Origin of the sequence: Cetobacterium somerae (assembly GCF_022430525.1) — a bacterium.
Lineage (GTDB): Bacteria > Fusobacteriota > Fusobacteriia > Fusobacteriales > Fusobacteriaceae > Cetobacterium_A.
The window spans coordinates 413,607-434,086 of sequence record NZ_CP092520.1; the positions used below are offsets into that span (position 1 = coordinate 413,607).

At 28.6% G+C, this 20,480-nt stretch carries 21 protein-coding genes and 1 pseudogene; 16 read left to right on the forward strand and 6 right to left on the reverse strand.

The genetic code is table 11. The features are described 5' to 3' along the window. Window positions 1-4 precede the first annotated feature (4 nt). The 7 genes and pseudogenes from glsA to MKD34_RS10925 all read left to right on the forward strand — a co-directional run bounded on the left by glsA (window position 5) and on the right by MKD34_RS10925 (window position 7,625). On the forward strand, window positions 5-922 hold the full coding sequence (glsA, locus tag MKD34_RS10895) for a glutaminase A (protein WP_240220277.1): 918 nt from the start codon (window positions 5-7) through the stop codon (window positions 920-922). An 11-nt stretch (window positions 923-933) separates the two neighbouring features. After that, the gene (locus MKD34_RS10900; RefSeq protein WP_240220279.1) at window positions 934-1,896 is read left to right on the forward strand and encodes an aromatic acid exporter family protein; all 963 of its coding nucleotides are present in this window, start codon (window positions 934-936) and stop codon (window positions 1,894-1,896) included. A gap of 28 nt (window positions 1,897-1,924) precedes the next feature. Further along, the gene (gene moaA / locus MKD34_RS10905; RefSeq protein WP_240220281.1) at window positions 1,925-2,905 is read left to right on the forward strand and encodes a GTP 3',8-cyclase MoaA; all 981 of its coding nucleotides are present in this window, start codon (window positions 1,925-1,927) and stop codon (window positions 2,903-2,905) included. 1 nt (window position 2,906) lies between these two features. Further along, window positions 2,907-3,179 (forward strand): annotated as a pseudogene (locus tag MKD34_RS10910) (MOSC domain-containing protein); the annotation flags it as partial. 162 nt (window positions 3,180-3,341) lie between these two features. After that, entirely contained in the window at window positions 3,342-3,947 is a 606-nt protein-coding gene (locus tag MKD34_RS10915; protein WP_240221578.1) for a copper homeostasis protein CutC, read from the forward strand. A gap of 136 nt (window positions 3,948-4,083) precedes the next feature. Beyond that, window positions 4,084-5,781, forward strand: a complete 1,698-nt coding sequence (locus tag MKD34_RS10920) for a flavocytochrome c (RefSeq protein ID WP_240220295.1) — start codon at window positions 4,084-4,086, stop codon at window positions 5,779-5,781. Between the two features lie 233 nt (window positions 5,782-6,014). After that, a complete protein-coding gene (locus MKD34_RS10925; RefSeq protein WP_240220298.1) occupies window positions 6,015-7,625 on the forward strand; it encodes an AbgT family transporter in 1,611 nt (536 codons plus the stop codon). 39 nt (window positions 7,626-7,664) lie between these two features. On the opposite strand, the gene MKD34_RS10930 is transcribed toward MKD34_RS10925, so the two are convergent. Continuing rightward, entirely contained in the window at window positions 7,665-8,387 is a 723-nt protein-coding gene (locus MKD34_RS10930) for an MBL fold metallo-hydrolase (protein ID WP_240220300.1), read from the reverse strand. 98 nt (window positions 8,388-8,485) lie between these two features. Then, a complete protein-coding gene (locus MKD34_RS10935) occupies window positions 8,486-8,698 on the reverse strand; it encodes a hypothetical protein (protein WP_240220303.1) in 213 nt (70 codons plus the stop codon). 154 nt (window positions 8,699-8,852) lie between these two features. On the opposite strand from MKD34_RS10935, the gene MKD34_RS10940 reads away from it, so the two are divergent. Continuing rightward, window positions 8,853-9,563 (forward strand): hypothetical protein, encoded by a 711-nt coding sequence (locus tag MKD34_RS10940; protein WP_240220306.1) that lies wholly within the window; start codon window positions 8,853-8,855, stop codon window positions 9,561-9,563. Window positions 9,564-9,635: 72 nt separating this feature from the next. Further along, window positions 9,636-10,229, forward strand: a complete 594-nt coding sequence (locus MKD34_RS10945; RefSeq protein WP_240220308.1) for an HAD-IA family hydrolase — start codon at window positions 9,636-9,638, stop codon at window positions 10,227-10,229. A gap of 46 nt (window positions 10,230-10,275) precedes the next feature. On the opposite strand, the gene MKD34_RS10950 is transcribed toward MKD34_RS10945, so the two are convergent. Then, complete coding sequence (locus MKD34_RS10950; protein WP_240220311.1) at window positions 10,276-11,313, reverse strand: AbrB family transcriptional regulator; 1,038 nt, start codon at window positions 11,311-11,313, stop codon at window positions 10,276-10,278. A 161-nt stretch (window positions 11,314-11,474) separates the two neighbouring features. Between MKD34_RS10950 and MKD34_RS10955 the strand changes: the two genes are divergently transcribed. The 7 genes from MKD34_RS10955 (at window position 11,475) to mscL (ending at window position 17,149) form a co-directional block, all read left to right on the forward strand. Continuing rightward, a complete protein-coding gene (locus MKD34_RS10955; protein ID WP_240220313.1) occupies window positions 11,475-13,280 on the forward strand; it encodes an aldehyde ferredoxin oxidoreductase family protein in 1,806 nt (601 codons plus the stop codon). Continuing rightward, window positions 13,274-13,495, forward strand: coding sequence for a MoaD/ThiS family protein (locus MKD34_RS10960; RefSeq protein ID WP_240220315.1), 222 nt, complete (start codon window positions 13,274-13,276; stop codon window positions 13,493-13,495). The genes MKD34_RS10955 and MKD34_RS10960 overlap by 7 nt, the downstream gene beginning before the upstream one ends. After that, on the forward strand, window positions 13,495-14,190 hold the full coding sequence (locus MKD34_RS10965) for a HesA/MoeB/ThiF family protein (protein WP_240220318.1): 696 nt from the start codon (window positions 13,495-13,497) through the stop codon (window positions 14,188-14,190). The genes MKD34_RS10960 and MKD34_RS10965 overlap by 1 nt, the downstream gene beginning before the upstream one ends. Window positions 14,191-14,239: 49 nt before the next feature. Next, the gene (locus MKD34_RS10970) at window positions 14,240-14,992 is read left to right on the forward strand and encodes a hypothetical protein (protein ID WP_240220329.1); all 753 of its coding nucleotides are present in this window, start codon (window positions 14,240-14,242) and stop codon (window positions 14,990-14,992) included. 83 nt (window positions 14,993-15,075) lie between these two features. Then, on the forward strand, window positions 15,076-16,407 hold the full coding sequence (locus MKD34_RS10975) for an MATE family efflux transporter (protein WP_240220331.1): 1,332 nt from the start codon (window positions 15,076-15,078) through the stop codon (window positions 16,405-16,407). 82 nt (window positions 16,408-16,489) lie between these two features. Next, window positions 16,490-16,729, forward strand: a complete 240-nt coding sequence (locus MKD34_RS10980; RefSeq protein ID WP_023051068.1) for a hypothetical protein — start codon at window positions 16,490-16,492, stop codon at window positions 16,727-16,729. Window positions 16,730-16,756: 27 nt separating this feature from the next. Next, the gene (mscL, locus tag MKD34_RS10985; protein ID WP_023051067.1) at window positions 16,757-17,149 is read left to right on the forward strand and encodes a large-conductance mechanosensitive channel protein MscL; all 393 of its coding nucleotides are present in this window, start codon (window positions 16,757-16,759) and stop codon (window positions 17,147-17,149) included. Window positions 17,150-17,197: 48 nt separating this feature from the next. Here mscL and MKD34_RS10990 read toward each other — a convergent pair whose 3' ends face one another. The 3 genes from MKD34_RS10990 to MKD34_RS11000 all read right to left on the reverse strand — a co-directional run bounded on the left by MKD34_RS10990 (window position 17,198) and on the right by MKD34_RS11000 (window position 20,474). Continuing rightward, window positions 17,198-18,373: a M20 family metallopeptidase gene (locus MKD34_RS10990; protein ID WP_240220333.1), complete on the reverse strand. Its 1,176-nt coding sequence runs from the start codon at window positions 18,371-18,373 to the stop codon at window positions 17,198-17,200. Between the two features lie 5 nt (window positions 18,374-18,378). After that, complete coding sequence (gene eutH, locus MKD34_RS10995) at window positions 18,379-19,491, reverse strand: ethanolamine utilization protein EutH (RefSeq protein ID WP_240220335.1); 1,113 nt, start codon at window positions 19,489-19,491, stop codon at window positions 18,379-18,381. 95 nt (window positions 19,492-19,586) lie between these two features. Beyond that, entirely contained in the window at window positions 19,587-20,474 is an 888-nt protein-coding gene (locus tag MKD34_RS11000) for an NAD(P)H-dependent flavin oxidoreductase (protein WP_240221598.1), read from the reverse strand. Between the last annotated feature and the right edge of the window lie 6 nt (window positions 20,475-20,480).

Consider the following 20,480-nt stretch of genomic DNA (forward strand, 5'->3'; position numbering starts at 1 on the left):
GCTTATGAAAAGTTTTTTAGAAGGTGTTATTAATAGAAACAAATATATGTGTGAACTCGGAAAAGTAGCTGATTATATTCCTGGTTTATCTACGGCTGATAAAAATCACCTAGGTATATGTATAATAGATACATCTGAAGAAAGTGTTATAGCAGGAGATGCTGATGTTAAATTTACTCTTCAAAGTATTTCAAAACCTTTAACTCTAATGTTAGCTCTACTTGATAGAGGAGAAAAATATGTTTTTTCTAAAGTAGGAATGGAACCTAGTGGTGATGCTTTTAATTCCATTCGAAAATTAGAAACTGGCAGAATGAGAAAGCCATTTAATCCCATGATTAATGCTGGTGCTATTGAAGTATGTTCTATGATAAAAGGAAAAGATAGTAATGAAAAATTTGATAGAGTTCTAAATTTTATTAAACTAATATCTGAAAATAATGATTTAAAAGTTAATGAAGAAATTTATAGAGGTGAAAAAGAAACTGGAAATAAAAATCGTTCTATGGCTTATTTTTTAAAAGGTGAAGGACTTATTGCTGGAGATGTTGAAGATGTTTTAGACATTTATTTTAAGCAGTGTTCTATTGAAGTTACTGCTATTGATTTAGCTAAAATTGGATTGTTTTTAGCTAGAGGAGGCATTCTAAAAAATGGAGATCGAATAGTTAGTGAACACATTGCTACTATTGCTAAAACACTTATGACAACTTGTGGAATGTACGATGGTTCTGGAGAATTCGCAATAAAAGTTGGTGTTCCTTCAAAATCTGGTGTGGGTGGAGGAATTTTATCTGTTGTTCCTGGAAAAATGGGAATTGGAGTTTTTGGTCCATCTTTAGATCTTAAAGGTAATTCTATCGGTGGAATTGCTGTTCTTGAAGAAATCGCAGAAAATTTTAAATTTAGTATTTTTAATTAAAAGGAGTTATTATGTTTAAATATTTTGATCATAAAGTTATAAAAACAGCTCTAGCTTCTTTTTTATCTTATTATCTTGCTGATTATTTTGGCATAAAATATGGCCTTACTGCGAGTATTATCGCTATTATTTCCATTCAAGCAACTAAAAGTGATAGTATAAAAATTACAATCGAGCGGTTTTTTGCAGTTATCTTAGGAATGTCTCTTTTTATATTATTATCATCATTTTTAGGATACCATTATATCACCTTAGGAATTTTTATTCTTCTTTTTATGCCATTATGCATCAAATTTAGAATTGTTCAAGGTTTTTTAGTTACTACTGTATTAGCCACACATATTCTAAGTGAAAAATCAATCTCTTTAGATTTTTTACTTAATGAATTTTATGTTTTAATTTTAGGACTATCTGTTGGAAATATTTTAAATCTTTATATGCCAACTAATTCTAAAACAATCGATTTAATTAAAATGAAAGTCGATTTAATTTTAAAGCAAATTCTTTCTGATATTTCTGAAAGTTTAAAATGTAGTTGTGTATCTGTAAATGAAGATAAAAATTTTAAATCTTTAAAAGCTACTATAGAAGAAGGACGTAAATTTTCTTTATTAGACTATGATAATTCCTTATTTGATAAATGTAATGAAAATTTAAACTTTTTCTCTATGAGAAGAAGACAATATAGAATTTTAACTAGAATGAGAACATGCTTTAAAAGATTATACATTACTCATGAATATAGTCTAATTATTGCTGATTTCATTAGTAAAGTTTCAGAAAATGTTGAAGTTGATAAAAAAACTACTCCATTAATTAAAGAGCATAAAGAATTAAAAGAATTATTTTCAAACTTTCCTCTTCCTAAAACCAGAGCAGAATTTGAAAATAGAGCCACTTTATTTCAACTTTTACAAGAAATGGAAGAATTTCTTAATGCTAAAATTGAATTTAAAAAAGATTATGATAATTAATCTTTAAACCTATTATAAAGGAGTGCCCATGTTAGATAAAAATAAAAGACAAATAAATTACTTAAGATTGTCTATAACAGATCATTGTAACTTAAGATGTCAGTATTGTCTTCCTGAAAAAGATACAAACTTTTATAATAATTGTGATCTATTAAGTAGTAAGGAGATAGAAAAAATTGTTAGAGCTTTTTCTTTAATTGGTATAAAAAAAATTAGAATAACAGGTGGCGAACCTTTAGTTAGAAAAGATTTTAATGAAATTTTGGAAAAAATAAATCATATTAAAGGAATTGAAAAAATCGCTATCACTACAAATGGATTTCAACTTTTGGAAAATTTAGATTTATTTAAAAAAAATGGATTAAATAGAATTAATATAAGTTTAGATAGTTTAAATGCTAAAAAATATAATGAAATTACTCGTGGCGGTGATTTTGATAAAATTTTTAAAACTATTAAAGAAGCAACTTTAAAAAATTTTGAAAAAATACGTTTAAATGTTGTTATCATGGAAGGTATCAATGATAATGAAATTTTAGACTTTGTCAATTTAACTAAATATTTAGATATTGGTGTACGTTTTATTGAAATAATGCCAATTGGAGAAGGTAAAAAATTTACTTCTGTTAAGAATTCAGACATTTTAAATCTTATAAAAAAACATTATTTATTAGAAAAAAATTCGAATCTCTCTACTGACGGACCTGCTTCTTATTATAAAGTTTCTGGATTTATAGGAGAGGTTGGTTTCATTAGTCCTCTTTCAAATAGATTCTGTGATAGTTGTAATCGAGTTAGAGTAACTTCTAACGGATTTTTAAAACTATGCTTACATTATAATAAAGGAATTGATTTAATGCCATATTTAAAAGATGAGACTTCTGTAGAAACTTTAGCGATGATTATTGAGAAAGCTATCTACGATAAAAAACCAAAAGAACATCACATGAATAATAGTGAGAATATCAACGATATAGAATCAAAGGGTATGAACAAAATAGGAGGATAACATGGGAAAAGTTATAGCAATTTGTATAAGTGAAAATAAGGGGACTGAAAAAGTTGTTGTTGAAAGTGGAGTTTTGATTGAAAACTTTGGATTAGAAAAAGATGCTCATGGAGGAAATTGGCATAGACAAATTAGTTTATTAGAACTTGAAAAGATTGATGATTTCAATAATAAGGGGGGAAATGTTGATTTTGGAGCTTTTGGAGAAAATCTAATAATTCAAGGTATAGACTTAAAAAATCTTGCCGTTGGTAGCATACTACAAATTGGTACATCTCTTCTTGAAATAACTCAAAAAGGAAAACAATGTCATCATCACTGTAAAATATACCACAGAGTTGGAGATTGTATAATGCCTCGTGAAGGTGTTTTTGCAAAAGTATTAAAAGGAGGAATTATTTTTCCAAATAATGAAATTAAAATAATCAAATCTCCTATAACATTAGAAGCTTGCGTTGGTTCATATTCTGAAGCTATTACTGCCATAAGTAAAGGAGCTAATAGAGTTGAGCTTTGCGAAAATCTATTTGAAGGTGGAACAACTCCATCTTATGGAACTATTAAAAAAATTAGAGAACTTGCTATTCCTGCTTTTGTAATGATTAGACCTAGAGGTGGAGATTTCTGCTATTCTCAAGCTGAAATTGAAATTATGAAAGAGGATATTAAGGTTTGTAAAGAGCTTGGTGTACTTGGAGTTGTTTTTGGCGTTTTAACAAAAGATAATAAAATTGATTATCCTCTTTTAAAAGAGCTTGTTGAACTTTCAAAGCCAATGAGCATAACTTTCCATAAAGCTATTGACGAAATCGAAAATCCAGAAAATGAAATATTGAAACTAGCAGAAATTGGAATAGATCGAATTTTAACCTCTGGTAAAAAAGCTACTGCCTTTGAAGGAGCTGAACTTTTAAATAAATTTATTAAAATTGCTCAAGATAAAATAAAAATTATCGTATGTGGTGGAGTAACATCTGATAATTTTGAAGAAATTAATAAATTAATTCCTAGTACAGAATATCACGGTAAAAAAATAGTTTAGAATATAAAAATGACGGAATTTGTACTTTCCGTCATTTTTTATTATATTTTTCTTGATTTTTATTCACTTTTATTCTAAACTATTAAAGTTGTATATTAGTATTATTACATACATGAATTATGGGAGGGTTATATTTATGAAATTTTTTAACAAAAAGTATATAAGTCTTTTTACTTCTTTACTTTTAATGACAACTTTAGCTCAAGGAAAAGAATTTATTTCTTCTGCCAAAGGATATAATGGTGATATTAAAGTAAAAGTTGATATTGTAAATAATGAGATTAAAAATATCAGCATTTTGGAAGAAAAAGAAAGTGATTTTACAAAAGATGGTATGAATTCTATCATCACTGATATTATTGAAACTCAATCTGTTAAAGTAGATAATGTTGCAGGTGCTACTTCTACTAGTGTTGGATTAAAAAGAGCTGTAGATAGAGCTATTAAAGAATCTAAAGCAAAATTAACTCCAAAAGAAAAAAAGGTTATAGTTTATAACGATGTGACAACAGATGTTGTTATTATTGGTGGAGGTGGAGCAGGTCTTTCTGCTGCTATTGCTGCTAAAGATAAGGGCTCAAATGTTATATTAGTTGAGAAAGCAGCTATTCTTGGAGGAAATACTAATTATGCCACGGGTGGACTTAATGCTGCTGAAACTTCTATCCAAAAAAATAAAGGTATTAAAGATTCTGTTGAAATTTTTATAGATGATACTATGAAAGGTGGAAAAAATACAAATAATAAAACTTTAGTTGAAAAAATGGCTAATTCTTCTGCTGAAATTGTAGACTGGCTAATAGAAAAAGGCGCTGATTTAACTGATCTTGGAAGAATGGGTGGACAAAGTGTAGATAGAACACATAGACCTACTGGGGGAGCTCCTGTTGGACCAAATATGATTGCAGCTCTTTCTAAAACTGCAAAAGAATCAGGAGTTGATATTAAATTATCAACTTTTGCTGAATCTATCATTTATGATGGTGAAGCCGTTAAAGGAATTGTTGTTAAAGCTCCAAATGGACAAAAATATAATATAAATTCTAAAGCAGTTGTTATTGCAACTGGTGGTTTTGGAGCTAACTCAGATTTAATTGTTGAAAATGTTGCTTCTTTAAAAGGATTTGGAACTACTAATCACAAAGGTGCTACTGGTGATGGAATAATTATGACTAAGCCTCTTAACGTTGATTTAGTTGATATGGAACAAATTCAAACACACCCAACAGTTATTCCTACTAATAGTGTTATGATTACTGAAGCTGTTAGAGGTAATGGAGCTATTCTTGTTAATAGAGATGGTAAAAGATTTATTAATGAGTTAGATACTAGAGATGTTGTTTCTAAAGCAGAACTTAATCAAAAAGGTGGAAGTGCATACCTTATGTTTGATGAAAATGTTAAAAAGAGTTTAAAAGCTATAGATAGTTATGATAAAAAAGGATATTTGACTAAAGGGAATACAATTGAAGAACTCGCTAAAAATTTAAATATCCCTTCTAACGAGTTAGAGAAAACTTTCTCAAAGTATAACGAAAGTGTTAAAGCTGGTGTTGATTCTGAATTTAATAGACAAAGTTTACCAACTTTATTATCACAAGGTCCTTTTTATAGTGTAGAAGTTGCTCCTGCTGTTCATCACACTATGGGGGGAATCAAAATAAATGAAAATGCTGAGGTTTTATCTAATGGAAAGCCTATAAAAGGTCTTTATGCTGCTGGTGAAGTTACTGGTGGAATACACGGTTCTAATAGATTAGGTGGAAATGCCGTTGTTGATATAACTGTTTTTGGTAAAATCGCTGGAGAAAATGCAAGCTATTTTTCTAAATAATTGTTTATTTTAAAAACTATAAGTTTGTAAAACGCATTTAATGATTTATTAAATGCGTTTTTTATTTGTTTTTTTTGATTTTTGTATTGCTTTATAGAACAAATTATGATAAAATCAGTTGAGACTATACCACATCAATAGACTCGATATATTTCATAAATGGAAATTGTGAAAAAATATTTTCAATTTTTGCACTTATTCCATAAATTCACTTTATTATTAGGGAGGAAAAAATGTCTACAAAATCTGCAACAAAAAAAATGAGCTTTTTTGAGAGATTCTTAAACTTTGTTGAAGTTACAGGAAATAAGTTACCTCACCCAGTTGCCATGTTCTTTGGTTTCTTTGTGATAACTATTATATTTTCTATGATACTTTCTTACACTGGTGTTTCTGTAAACTATAAAGAAATCTCAAGAACTACCGGACAAGTTATTGAAAAAACAACTTATGTTCAAAATCTTTTAACTAGAAGCGGTATTAGAGGAATTTTCGGTTCAACAGTTAAAAACTTTACAGGGCATGCGGCATTAGGGTCAATTGTTGTTGCTATGCTTGGAGTTGGTTTAGCTGAGGGAACTGGATTACTAAATTCTATAATTAAAAAAATTGTTATTTCAACTCCTAAACAACTAGTTTCAGCTATTGTTGTTTTTGCTGGAGTTATGTCAAATATTGCATCAGATGCTGGGTACGTTGTTTTAATTCCCCTTGGAGCAGTAATTTTCTTATCTTTTGGAAGACATCCACTTGCTGGTATTGCAGCTGCTTTCGCTGGAGTTTCTGGTGGATTCTCTGCTAACCTTTTAATCGGTACTACTGATCCATTACTTGGTGGAATTACAACATCTGCAGCACAAATTGTTTTACCTGGATATTCTGTTACTCCAACTGCAAACTTCTTCTTTATGTTTGCTTCTACTTTCTTTATAACAGCTGTTGGAGCTTGGATAACAGATAAAGTTGTTGAACCTAGATTAGGAGACTATAATGGTCCTAAAGTTGATATTAACTTAAACGATCAAATTAGTCCTGAAGAGAAAAAAGGATTAAGAGCTGCTGGATTAGCTACAATCGGATTTATTATTTTAGTTTTACTTATGGTTATTCCTGAAAATGCTATTTTTAGATTAACTCCTGAAGAAATTACAAAGTTTATAGCTGAAAATAATAGAGAACCTGGAACTATGGAAATTTTAAAACCTTTCTTTAGTGATTCTATTGTTTACATTCTTATGTTGGCATTCTTTATTCCTGGACTTGCTTATGGTGTTGCGGCAAAAACTGTAAAATCACACAAAGATGTTATCAAGTCAATGACTAAAGCAATGGCTTCTTGTGGACAAGTTTTAGTTATTATCTTTGTTTCTGCTCAATTCGTATATGTTTTCTCTAAATCAAATATAGGAATTGTTATTGCTGTTAAATTAGCTGATGTTTTAAAAGATCTTGGAATATCTGGAATTTGGGCAGCTGTAGGATTAATATTCTTAACTGCATTTGTTAACTTATTTATTGGTGGAGCTTCTTCTAAGTGGTTAATGCTTTCTCCTGTTTTCATACCTATGTTCGTTGAATTGGGATTAACTCCTGAGTATACTCAATTAGCATATAGAATTGGAGATTCGACTACTAATATAATTTCTCCTCTAATGTCGTATTTCCCTATCATAGTTGGATTTGCATCTAAATATGAGGAAAAAGAAGGATCTATGGGAATTGGAACTATCATTGCAATGATGCTTCCATATTCATTAGTTTTCTTAATTGGATGGTCAATTATGTTTATTGCATGGACTTACTTAGGATTACCTATTGGACCTGGAGTTAGCATGTTTATGTAAAAAAAATAAAAGGATGAAGAAAAAATTCTTCATCCTTTTTTATATATCTTTTTCTTCTCCAACTTCAATTAAATCTATATATTTTTTCATTTCTTTTCTAGAACTTTCACCTTTTGAAAAGATAGTTATCACTTCAGTAGGATTCAATGTTCTTATAAAGCTGTTCAGCATAACTAAATCCATACTTTTTTCTCCACCGAAATAGCTATTTTTTATATGTCCTATATTTGCAATCATAATATCTATAGGATAATATATCAATGTTTTTATTATATTCTCTTGATAAATTGTTTCTCCTGTTACATAAATTCTTTTTACTTTACCAAGTTTATCTATTATAGTTACAAGATACCCATTCGCTTTTCCTAATATTGGATTTGATAAAAACCCTCCTCCTTTATATGTTGGAATGACCTCAATTACTATTTTATAACCTTTTATCTCTAGGTCTATTTTTTTAAACCAATCTACGAAATAGATATTTGCATTTTTTTTATCTCGTAAATATTTTCCACACTCTTTCCTTGAAATAATCTTAGCTTCATCTTCTATAACCTTAACTCCCTCTTCGTCAAAAGAATCAGGATTACACTCTGTAATTAACCAAAGCTTTATATTTTTAAAAGAATCATCCATAGGAGAGACTAATTTAACATCACTATTTTTTTTTAAAATAAATGATGGATTACAACCGATTTTAAATTTTTTGTCAACTTCTAAAAACCAACAAGTTTTACCTAAAAATTTAAATTTAAACTCCATAATACTCTCATCCTCCCAAAATTTACTTATGTATTTTTTCTAAAAATATATAAGTATTCCTTTTAAATAAAAAAAAAGATACCCTTAAGATATCTTTTTTATTTTTCTGTTTTTATAACTCCATTTATATATTCTACTTTTATAACTTTATCAGTAAAAGGTACTTCTTGAGTAATAAAACCTGTAAATAACTTATCTTTATAATATAATTTAGTTCCTTTTAATTCTAAGTTTTCATCTCCAAATTTAACTTCTTTTTTCATACATCCAACTAGCGATAGTATCGCTATAAATAATACTAATTTTTTCATTATCTAACTCCTAACTATTTTTTAATTTTATTATAACATATTCTTTATTTAAATATTATTGAATTTTATATTTAATTAAAAAGGATTTTATTTTTTTAATAGTATTTTAATGTATCATAATTATTTTAACTAAATAGATTTTAAAGGTGGTGTTATGAGTACTGATTTCGCAATATTAGCATTTTTTAGCTTAATGTTAACCTATCTTTTAATTTGTGAGATATTTACTATTTTATTTAGACTTACTGGACTTACAGAAGAAACTGCACGTTTTCAAGTTATTTCTATGCTAACAACTTGTGGTTTTACAACTGTTGAAAGTGAGCTTATTACATCTTCTAGAAAACGAAGAAAATTGGCTTTTGTAACAATACTTTTTGGTTATATATTTTCTGTTACAATTGTTTCCATGGTTATAAATTTTTTTATGAGACTAACTGATGGAAATATTTTTCATTTAATTGTTAAAGTTCTTATCGCAATAATTGCACTTATTATTATCTGGTACTCTCTTTTAAAAGTTAATTTTGTAAAAAATAATTTCGATCGCTTTATAAGTAAAATTGGTATTAAAGCAATGTTTAAAAATCAGCATAATCCGATAATGATTCTTGGAGTTTTTAAAACCGAAGTTATTGCTGAAGTTACAATAACTAATCTTCCTGAGGAGTTATCTCAAGTTCAATTAAAAAATTCTAATATTCGTTTAAACTACACTCTTCAAATTTTAACTATTATAAAAAATGATGATGTCTCTGTTGGTGTAACTGGTGAAAGTATTTTAGAAAATGGTGATAAAGTCATTATCTTTGGAACTTTAAAAAATATAAAAAAACTTTTTGTAAAAGAAAAAGATTTTTTATAAATTGCTATTGATGTTTTCTTATTTATGAGGTATGTTTATAATAACCCTAAATTATTTTTTAAAGGAGGCATTATGAAAAATATAGTATTTGATATTGGTAATGTTCTGCTAGATTTTCATCCACAAGAATTTTTAAAAGGATTAGGATTTGAAAAAAATATTGAAGATAGGTTATACAAATTAATTTTTTTAAGCGACGAATGGAAAGAGTTAGATCGTGGTTCTATCGACTATGAAATTGCTGAAAAGATTTTTAAGACAAAAGCTCCTGATTTAAAAAAAGAGATATCTATTGTTCTTGATAAGTGGCACGAAATGCTTATTCCTATTGAAGCAAATGTTAATCTCTTAAAATCATTAAAAGATTATGGATATAATATTTATTATCTTTCTAACTTTCAAAAAGATGTTTATGAGAAAATGTATAATAAGCATGATTTTTTAAGAATTGGGAATGGTGGCGTTATTTCATATCAAGTTAATACTTTAAAACCTGATCATTTTATATATGCAATTCTTCTTTCAAAATATAATTTAGATCCTAGTGAAACACTATTTATAGATGATAATTTCGATAATATTGAAGAAGCTAAAAAAATAGGTTTTCATAGTGTATTATTTACAAATTGTGATGAACTTAAAAATTCGATTAAACCACTACTTTAATTTTAAAATATAATAAAAAGAACTCTAATTTTTTAAGAGTTCTTTTTTATTTTATTATTTTTACAATAATTTGAATTAATATAGGATAAAAACTTACAATTGATACCAATCTCATTAATTGGATAATCGCAACTTTTGGAGTATCCGCTCCCATTTCACTTGCAATAATAGAAATATCTGATACTCCTCCTGGTGCTGCTGAAAAAAGAGACGTTGCTATATTAAAGTTACTTGATTTATAAACTATTAAGCCAATAATAATATTCATAAATAAAAATCCTATAATAACAATAACAACCAAATGTAACAACTGTCCCATTTCTAAAACATCTTTTAAAGATACTTTAGTTCCTATCAAAGCTCCTCCAAACATCTGAATTAATTGTCTCAAAGGAATTGGCATAACTCCTCTATTCAAAAAAATATTAAATATTCCAACTCCAATCATAGAAAAACTCAAGGCTCCTGCTGGTACTTTTGATAAATACCCTATATATCCTATTACAATTCCAACAACTATTGTTAAAATTATATTCTCTAAACTATTTTTCTTATCAGATTTACTTTTTTCATAAGTTTTTACTACTTCAGCCTCTCCTTTTTTTCTTATTATTTTCTTTAAAAAAATAGGGATAACTCCTATTACAGATATTAATCTAATTAGTTGAAACATTACAACTTTAGCTGAATCAGCATTTAACTCATGAGCAATAAGTGTCATATCCATCATACCACCGGGAGCAGTTGAAAATAATGCTGTTGCTAAATCCAATGATGAATTCTTGTAAAGTATATACCCTAAAATAAAATTCATTAATGCCATACAACTAACTATTAGTATTGCTGGCTTTAATACCTCTCTTAATCCTAAAATATCCTTCTTTTCTATTCTTGCACCAATAAATGCTCCTGTAGCTATTTGTGTCAATATCTTATATTCTTGTGGCATTATAGCCTTACCTGAAAATAAATTAAAAATCGAAACCAAAACCATAGATCCAATCATAGCTCCTGCTGGTATTTTTAATTTTAAACCAATTTTCCCTCCAACTATAGCTACAATTATAGTTATTAAAAACTCCATCATCCCCTCCAAATAATATCGTTGAATTTATCTTATCATATTTCTTGAAAAAGATATATTTTTTCTTAACTTATTCTATTGATAATAACTTATTTATGAGGTATACTCGCAATAATAGGTTTTTATAGTCATTAATATAATTTATATGGAGGTATGTATTTATGAAAACATCATATAATGAAAAATTATTAAGAATCAATTTAACAACCAATGAAATAAAAGTAGAGCCTTTAAATTTAGAAATTGCTAAAAAATTTATTGGTGCAAGAGGACTAGGGAGTAAAATTCTTTTAGACGAAATCGATCCTAGTGTTGATCCTTTATCGAGCGAAAATAAATTAGTTATTATGACTGGACCTGTTACTGGAGCATCTGTTCCAACAGGTGGCAGATATGTTGTTGTTACAAAATCTCCTCTTACTGGTATGATTGCTTGCTCTAACTCCGGTGGTGAATGGGGGGCTAAATTAAAATATTCAGGTTTTGATGGCATTATCATAGAAGGTAAAAGTAATACTCCTAAATATTTATATATTAATGATGACAAAGTCGAAATTTTAAATGCACATCATGTTTGGGGAAAAACTAGTACTGAAACTGATATTTTTTTAAAAGAGAAATATCCTCAAGCTTCTGTTTTGAATATTGGTCCTGGCGGTGAAAATCTCTCTCTAATGGCTGCTATTATAAATGACACTGATCGAGCTGCTGGTAGATCTGGAGTAGGAGCTGTTATGGGATCTAAAAATTTAAAAGCAATTGTTGTTAATTCCTCAAAAAATTCAATCCCTGTTAATAATCCAGATGCTCTAAGAAAAGAATTAGTTATAGCAATGAAAAAAATAAAAGAAGATGGTGTAACTGGTACTGGTCTACCTACTTATGGAACTGCTGTTCTTGTAAATATTATAAATGAAACTGGAAGTTTTCCTACAAACAATTGGCAAGGATCATATTCTCAAAATGCAGAAAATATAAGTGGAGAAACTCTTACTGAGAAATATTTAAAAAGAACATATAACTGTCACCGATGTCCAATAGGTTGTGGACGAGTTGTAGAACGAGAAGGAAAAGAAATTGGTGGTCCTGAATATGAAACTTTATGGGCATATGGTGGAAATTGTGGAGTCTACGATATACCTACAATTAATGAAGCTAATTTTTGGTGTAATGAACTTGGATTAGATGCAATCTCTGTACCTTGTACTATTGCAGCTGGAATGGAACTATACGAAAAAGGCCTTATTTCTGACAATGATTGCGAAGGTATTCCTTTAAAGTTTGGAAGTAAAATTGCTGTAGTTGAGTGGACAAAGAGAATTGGATTTGGAGAAACCTCTCTTGGCAAATTAATGGCTTTAGGTTCACAAAGATTATGTGAACATTATGGTCACCCTGAAATATCAATGTCTGTTAAAAAACAAGAACTTCCTGCCTACGATGCTCGTGGAATACAAGGCATTGGTTTAAATTATGCTACTAGTAATCGTGGAGGATGTCACGTTAGAGGCTATATGATATCTCCAGAAATTCTAGCTCATCCTGAGTTACTAGATCGGACTGTTACAGATAATAAAGCCTCTTGGACTAAAATATTCCAGGATTTAACTGCTGTTATCGATTCTATGGGAATATGTCTGTTTACTTCTTTTGCTCTTAATGCAGAGGATTATACTAATTTCTTAAATGCTGCTACTGGTACGGAGCACACTGTAACATCACTTTTAGATACTGGTGAACGAATTTATAATCTAGAAAGAGTTTTCAATAAAAGGGCCGGAATGAAACCTGAAGATGACCAACTTCCTAAACGTCTTTTAAAAGAAGCTATTGTAAATGGTCCTTCCAAAGGACTTAAAAGTAAACTTGACATAATGCTTCCTGAATATTACAAAGCTCGTGGATGGGAAAATGCCTTCCCTACAAAAGAAACTCTACAAAAACTAGGATTAGAAGATTTATGTTAGAGATTCGCTTTTTTGCTACTCTTAGAAATAATAGAGGAAATATTGTAAAAATACCGTTTTATCAAGATATTACAGGAGTTCAACTTCTTAAAATCTTTAACATTTCACAAGATCAAGTATCTATATTTTTAGTTAATGGCTTTCATCGCTCTTTAGATACAAAACTTTGTAATGACGATGTTATTTCAATTTTTCCACCTGTTGGTGGTGGCTAATGGAAAAAAGATATATCAAAAATTTTGACTCATTAAGTGAATTTGAACAAGAAATTATAAAACAAAAAAACATTTTAGTTATTGGCCTTGGTGGTCTTGGTGGATTTGTTTTAGACTCTTTAGCTCGGCTAGGAGTAAAGAAAATTAAACTCATCGATTTTGATAATTTTGATATTACTAATTTAAATCGCCAACTTTTATCGACGGAAAAAAATATTGGTTTCTCTAAAGTTTTAGAGGGAAAAAAATATATTAACTCAATTAATTCTTTGATTAATGTAGAAATTTTTAATTATAAATTTGAAGAATGTTGCTTTAAAACTATTTTTAAAGACATAGATATCGTTTTCGATTGCTGTGATAATATAATTACTAAGTTCAATATTGAAGAACAATGTCAAATTTTCAACATACCCCTTATTTATGGAGCCGTTGCAGGATATTTTGGACAAGTTAGTTGTATTTTACCTAATTCTCCTTTATTACAACAAATTTATCCAAAAAAAAATATTGAAGGAGTGGAAAGTAAAACAGGTAATCTTTGTTTTGTAGTATCAATTGTAGCATCTTTACAAATAAATCTTTTTCTTAAATTAATTTTAAAAAAAATAATAAAAACTAATGGTTTTTATTATATAGATATAAATATTTTTGAAATTCAATGGATTTCTTTTGAAATTAAAAAGGAAAAATGAACTATTTTCAATAAATTAATTATAGATATCAATATATTTGGAGGTTTTTATGAAAAAAGCACTTGTTATTTTTAAAAGTGGAGATGATCTTAATTTAATAATTGAAAGTTGTCTTTCATTAAAAAAAGAATTTGGTTTTGAGATAACTCCTGTTTATGCATTAAATGTAAATCCTTTTATTAACAATTCTGAGGACTCAGCAAATCTTCTTGAAGATTTTTCTGAGCTTCAAGATGATTTTTTAGATAAAACAAAAGAAAAATTAATTGAACACAAATTAAATGCTCACCTACTTACAATCGTTCAAGTTACTACAGAAAACTTAAAAAATCTTTTAAGATTAAATGATCTTCTTGTTTATCAAGAAGGATTATTTTTAGGAGATCTCTTTTTAGAAATTTTAAAAACTATCTATAGACCAATTATAGTTTTAAGAGGTAAGCCTTTAAGTTTTGAAAATATTGGTATTGTATCTGATGATGGAATAAAAGTTAATAAAAGTGTTTATAACTTCCTTACTTTATTTTCAAATACAGATATTGAAAAACTTGATGTTTTTACATGGAACTATAAGAAAAATGAGCATACTCTACTTGAACTTATTCACGATAAAGGAGTACTTCCAAATCTAAGAGGTTTTTCTTCACCTTTAGATGATATTGAGGATTTTTATTTTGAACTTAATAAAACCTCTCTTTTAATCATGGGAAATCTTAGTCATTCTTTTTTCTTTGAAAAAGTAACTAATCGTATGGGTTTAAACATTTTAGAGCATGTTAATACTCCAATTTTTATAGCTTAAAAGGAATTTAAAAAGAGACTTATCAGTCTCTTTTTTTTATGTTATAATCTACCTCAGCGTAAAAATTTTAAAAGGAGTTAATAATGAAATTTCGTTCAATTGATTTAGAGAAGGATTCTATAAGTAGGTTATTTTTTAATTTTTCTTTTCCTGCTGTTATGGGAATGTTAATATCGGCTTTCTATGTTATTGTTGATGGCATTTTTATTGGTAGAGGAATTGGTGGAGATGGTTTAGCTGCTATAAACTTAGCTTATCCCATTATTACACTGACTATAGCTTTAAGTTTGATGTTTGGAACTGGTGGTGCAACAGTTATTTCTATAAAGCAAGGAGAAGGAAATTTAAAAGAAGTTAACCGATACTTTTCACATATGATTATTTTAAATGTTATATCATATATTCTTATTTGTTCATTAACTCTTATTTTTCAAGATAAAATAATTTTCTTGCTTGGAAGCAGTGAGAAACTTTTCTATTTAACCAAAGCTTATTTAATTCCTGGAGTTATTTTTAGTATATTTTTTATGCTTTCTATATCCTTAAATGCAGTTGTTAGAAACAATAATAGCCCAAATTTTGCTATGGCCTCTATGGGAATAGGTGCAATCGTCAACATTTTACTAGATGCTTTATTCATAATTAAGTTTAAGTGGGGAATGTATGGTGCTGCTTATGCTACTGGAATTGCTCAAATGGCATCTGCATTATTTTTACTCTCATATTTCTTTAGGAAAGACTGTAATATAAAATTTATAAAAGAAACTTTAAATTTACAAATTATAAAAAGAATCTGTTCAAATGGCTTTTCATCTTTTATTTTAGAGTTTGCTGTCGCTGTTATTACAATTTTATTCAACTCTACTTTAATGATTTTAACTGGCGAGATTGGAGTTGCTGCTTTTAGTATAATTGCATATATTTTCTATGTTTTTAGAATGATTTTTAATGGTTTAGCTCAAGGAATTCAACCCATCATTAGTTATAATTTTGGTGCTAAACATCGAGATCGAATTAAAGCAACTTTAATTTTAGGACATAAAATTTCTTTAATCGTTGCTTTATCAATTCTCTCTTTTGTTTATTTTGAAAGAGATTTTATTATAGAATTTTTTAATGGCGATATAGAATTAATTAAACTTGCTTCTAGAGGTCTTTTAATCTATTCCTCAGCTGTTATTTTTTTAGGAGCAAACTTTATAAATATATCTTATCTTCAATCTATGGAAAAATCTACTTTTGCTAATATTTTATCTTTTGGAAGAAGTTTTGTGTTTATTATTATTGGTATATTTACTTTACCTGATTTTATAGGAATTGATGGTGTTTGGCTTTCTTTACCTTTTGCAGATTTCATGACATTCATAACAGGTGCTGCAGTAACATTGAAAAGGAAAAATAGAAAAATCTTATAATTTTTTTTAGCTAGAAAAAGAAATTAACTTTTATTTAGTATATATTTAGCATAATACTTTTATAATAAAAGGAGGGAAACCTATGCTGCACTTTGTACACGACTTTGAATTCTTAGGACTAGCGAAGAAAAATTTTACTGATGATTATGGAAACGAGATGAGTCAACTATACTATATATATAAATGTAAAAAATGCCACAAAATTAGAATCAAAGAGTTTATGGTGTCTAAATCTGATGAATCTGATGGAATTCCTACAGTTTTAGGTTTATATCGTAATGCTCTTGATTGTGATGTAATTAAGGCTATTGAAATCTCTTAATCTTGCTGTAATTAAGGAGGCTATTAAATGTTTTTAAAAGAATTTAAAGAGTTTGCCATAAAAGGAAACGCTATAGATTTAGCTGTTGGTGTTATTATTGGTGGTGCTTTTGGAAAAATTGTTAGTTCTATTGTAAATGATATTTTAATGCCTATTATTGGTATATTTTTAGGTGGAGTTAATTTTAGCAATTTGAAGTATGTTATTAAACCTGCTGAAGGAACTGTGCCTGAGGCAGCTATACGATATGGTAATTTTATCCAATCTGTTGTTGATTTTACTATAATTGCATTTTGTATTTTTTTGATGGTTAAAGGTATTAATCATCTTCGTAAAAAAGAGGAGGCACCTCCTGCTCCTGGTCCTAGTAAAGAGGAGATTCTATTAACAGAAATCAGAGACCTTTTAGCTAAAAAATAACTTTAAACAAAAGAAAAGGATTGTCATACTTAGGACAATCCTTTTTTATTATTTTCTATTATCAAATTCTAACTTTATTTCATCTAATATTTTTTCACTTTTTAATATTTTTATTCCTGTTAAAACAAGAGCTAATACAGCTTCTTCCATACCTTTATAAGCTCCATCTTCAATTGTACACTGTGCTAATTCTCTACTATGACTAATTACATCCTTATATAAAGGTAAATATGGATGAATTGTGGCACACACATGACTTACATCTCCTGCATCAGTAGATCCACTATCCTCCGAATCTTTCATTTCAGTTATTCCGATATCTTTTAAACTTTCCTCATAAAGATTCATTAAGGTTTTGTTTGTTATTAAGTCTAAAAAACTTGTTTCATAGTTCTCTATTTCTAATTTAGTTCCTGAAGAAATTGCAGCACCTTTAGCGCAATTTAATACTTTTTCTAAAAGTGTATCCAATTCATTTTTATTTCTTGATCTTACATAAAAATTAGCTACAGCTAAATCTGGGATTATATTAGCCGCTTCTCCACCTTTTGTTATAATTCCATGTACTCTATCAGTTGGTAGTATTTGTTGTCTTAATGCATTTATTGTATTAAATAGCGTAATTACACCATCTAAGGCATTTATTCCTAAGTGAGGAGATCCAGCTGCATGAGAAGTTTTCCCCTTAAATGTAAATTGTAAAGCTTCCATAGCCTGACTCGAACTACTTCTCAAGTGTAAATTTCCACTTGTAGGATGAACTATCATCGCAACATCAATATTATTAAATGCTCCCGATTTTACCATAGCCACCTTTGCTCCATCTGTTTCTTCCGCTGGCGTTCCAATAACTAATACTTCTCCACCATATATATTTACAAACTCTCTTAAAAGTATTCCAGCAGCACTACTAGTTACACCTAAAATATTATGACCACATCCATGACCGATTTCTGGAAGCGCATCATATTCAGCTAAATAAGCTATTCTTGGTCCAGGTTTTTCTCCTACATAATTTGCTAAAAAGGCTGTTTCAATTCCACAATAACCTTTCTCTATAAAAAATCCATACTTACTTAAAATTTCACAATGTTTATCTCTTGCTTTAAACTCTTTTAAACCTAATTCTGGATTTTCAAAAAGATAGCTATTTAACTCTTTTAATTCTTCAAAAATTTCCATATATCTTTCTTTTAATTCTAATATAATTTTTTCCAAATTCATCCCTCCTAGTTTATTTTGAAATTTTTATTTAATATAAAGCTTTTATTTTTTTCTTTTTTATTAATAAACATAGTTTTAGCCAGATAAATTGCACTAAATCCAGCTACTAATTTGGCTACAATGAAAGGTAATATATTATCCGGAGAAACTCCTGCCACAAATCCCAATTGTCCTCCAAAAACATATGAACCTGCTACTGCAAATGCGCTATTTATTATTTTGCTATTATTATCCATTTTATTAAAAATTCCAAACATCGGTATACTGCTCACTAAAGATGCCATAAAACCAGCGGTCCCACTCTCATCTATTCCTAATAAAGATCCCATTTTTTTTAAAGTTTCTTTAAAATATTTCTCTATAAAATATAAAAATGGGTAAGCTCCGCTTAAAGTTAAAGCTACTCTTGTAACTATTTTCATACTTTCATCTATGGGATTTAATCCTTGAATTATTGAATATCCAAACATAGTTTCTATAATAGTTAAAACTAATCCTAAAGTTATTATTATTGTCATTCCTTTACCAAATTTATCAAATATTTTACAAGTTTTTTCTGGAAAAAACCATAATCCTGCACAAATAATTCCTGAAAAAACTACTACTGGAATTAGATTATGAATTATTAAAATCATATCAAGTCCCATAATTATTCCTGCTACAAAGCAACCTAAAGGAATTGTAGCTACACCACTTAATATTCCTTTAGAAAAATTCTCTTTTGACAAATCATCAATAATTCCAAAAGCTACAGGCATTGTAAAAATTACTACTGTTCCTAGCATTGAACCTAATATTATTCCTGAAAAATCAATTAATTCTTTATTTATTGCTAAATCTTTTGCTAAAAAATATCCTCCCATGTCTGTTGCTAAAATTGAGTTTATATATATCGAGGGATCTATCCCAGTTAAAAAGTAAAGTTTTTCAACAAATGGTTTTGAAAATTTTGAAATTAATGGACTTATCGATAAAATTCCTAACATAGCAAGTATCAAAGGACCTGCTACACATATTCCTTCTTGAAATCTTTTTCCATACCCCAATTTATTTCCAAAACATCTATCTAAGGCTCCTAAAACCGCAAAAAAAGTTAGAATAAAAAATATAACTTTCAACTTTAATCCTCCTAATTCTATTTTTATCAATTGATTATATCATGAATATAAAAAAAATCTAGTACTAACGTACTAGATTTCTATTTATTTTTATATTATTTTACAACTTTACTTCTAAATAAATCAAACACTTCTTTCACTGATAAAATCTCGTTAATTTTCCACGCATCTTTTCCTGCAAAGAAAATTCCTTCTAATGAATCTCCTTCATGACCTTTTATTAAACTATCTTTTACACAAAATTTTCTACTACATTTTTTTAAACAACTTGTACACTTTTTAGGAGTTAACTTTTCTTCATTAATAACTCTTTTTACATATGGTGATATTATAGCATTTGCTGGAAGACCTGCAGAACTCATAATTTGAACTACATCTCCCTCTTTTGAATTAACATACATCTCTTTAAACTCTTGACTTACTTCACACTCTTCAGTTGCTATAAATCTACTTCCCATTTGAATTCCATCTGCACCTAAAGCCATCATTCTTTCTGCATCTTCTGGTGTTATAACTCCTCCTGCACCAAAAACAGGTATTGAAACTCCTTTTACAATCTCTTCTACTATATCCCAAGAATCTTTATCTGTTCCCAGGTGTCCACCAGCATTTCCACCTTCTACAACGATGGCATCTGCACCTAACTTTTCAGCTATTTTAGCCAATTTTAAACTTGAAACTATCGGTACAATTTTAACTCCTGTTCCTTTTACAGTTTCAAAAATATCTCTTGAAAATCCTGCTCCACAAATTATCATATCAACTTTCTCTTCTATTGATACTTTTACAGCTTCTGCAAAATTTGATGCAGCTACCATTATATTTACTCCAAGTGCTCCACCTTTTTCTATAATCATCTCTTTTGCTTTTCTTATCTCTGCTCTAAATTCTTCTGCTGGAATAGCTGTTCCTGATATAACACCAACTCCACCTTGATTTGCTACAGCTGAAGCTAATCTAGACATTGATGCTCTTATTCCCATTCCTCC

Bases quoted from the DNA above. Each gene is read 5' to 3' on its own strand.
- glsA (WP_240220277.1), top strand. From the start codon at position 5: ATGAAAAGTTTTTTAGAAGGTGTTATTAATAGAAACAAATATATGTGT.
- MKD34_RS10900 (WP_240220279.1), top strand. From the start codon at position 934: ATGTTTAAATATTTTGATCATAAAGTTATAAAAACAGCTCTAGCTTCT.
- moaA (WP_240220281.1), top strand. From the start codon at position 1,925: ATGTTAGATAAAAATAAAAGACAAATAAATTACTTAAGATTGTCTATA.
- MKD34_RS10920 (WP_240220295.1), top strand. From the start codon at position 4,084: ATGAAATTTTTTAACAAAAAGTATATAAGTCTTTTTACTTCTTTACTT.
- MKD34_RS10925 (WP_240220298.1), top strand. From the start codon at position 6,015: ATGTCTACAAAATCTGCAACAAAAAAAATGAGCTTTTTTGAGAGATTC.
- MKD34_RS10930 (WP_240220300.1), bottom strand. From the start codon at position 8,387: ATGGAGTTTAAATTTAAATTTTTAGGTAAAACTTGTTGGTTTTTAGAA.
- MKD34_RS10935 (WP_240220303.1), bottom strand. From the start codon at position 8,698: ATGAAAAAATTAGTATTATTTATAGCGATACTATCGCTAGTTGGATGT.
- MKD34_RS10940 (WP_240220306.1), top strand. From the start codon at position 8,853: ATGAGTACTGATTTCGCAATATTAGCATTTTTTAGCTTAATGTTAACC.
- MKD34_RS10945 (WP_240220308.1), top strand. From the start codon at position 9,636: ATGAAAAATATAGTATTTGATATTGGTAATGTTCTGCTAGATTTTCAT.
- MKD34_RS10950 (WP_240220311.1), bottom strand. From the start codon at position 11,313: ATGGAGTTTTTAATAACTATAATTGTAGCTATAGTTGGAGGGAAAATT.
- MKD34_RS10955 (WP_240220313.1), top strand. From the start codon at position 11,475: ATGAAAACATCATATAATGAAAAATTATTAAGAATCAATTTAACAACC.
- MKD34_RS10960 (WP_240220315.1), top strand. From the start codon at position 13,274: ATGTTAGAGATTCGCTTTTTTGCTACTCTTAGAAATAATAGAGGAAAT.
- MKD34_RS10965 (WP_240220318.1), top strand. From the start codon at position 13,495: ATGGAAAAAAGATATATCAAAAATTTTGACTCATTAAGTGAATTTGAA.
- MKD34_RS10970 (WP_240220329.1), top strand. From the start codon at position 14,240: ATGAAAAAAGCACTTGTTATTTTTAAAAGTGGAGATGATCTTAATTTA.
- MKD34_RS10975 (WP_240220331.1), top strand. From the start codon at position 15,076: ATGAAATTTCGTTCAATTGATTTAGAGAAGGATTCTATAAGTAGGTTA.
- MKD34_RS10980 (WP_023051068.1), top strand. From the start codon at position 16,490: ATGCTGCACTTTGTACACGACTTTGAATTCTTAGGACTAGCGAAGAAA.
- mscL (WP_023051067.1), top strand. From the start codon at position 16,757: ATGTTTTTAAAAGAATTTAAAGAGTTTGCCATAAAAGGAAACGCTATA.
- MKD34_RS10990 (WP_240220333.1), bottom strand. From the start codon at position 18,373: ATGAATTTGGAAAAAATTATATTAGAATTAAAAGAAAGATATATGGAA.
- MKD34_RS11000 (WP_240221598.1), bottom strand. From the start codon at position 20,474: ATGGGAATAAGAGCATCAATGTCTAGATTAGCTTCAGCTGTAGCAAAT.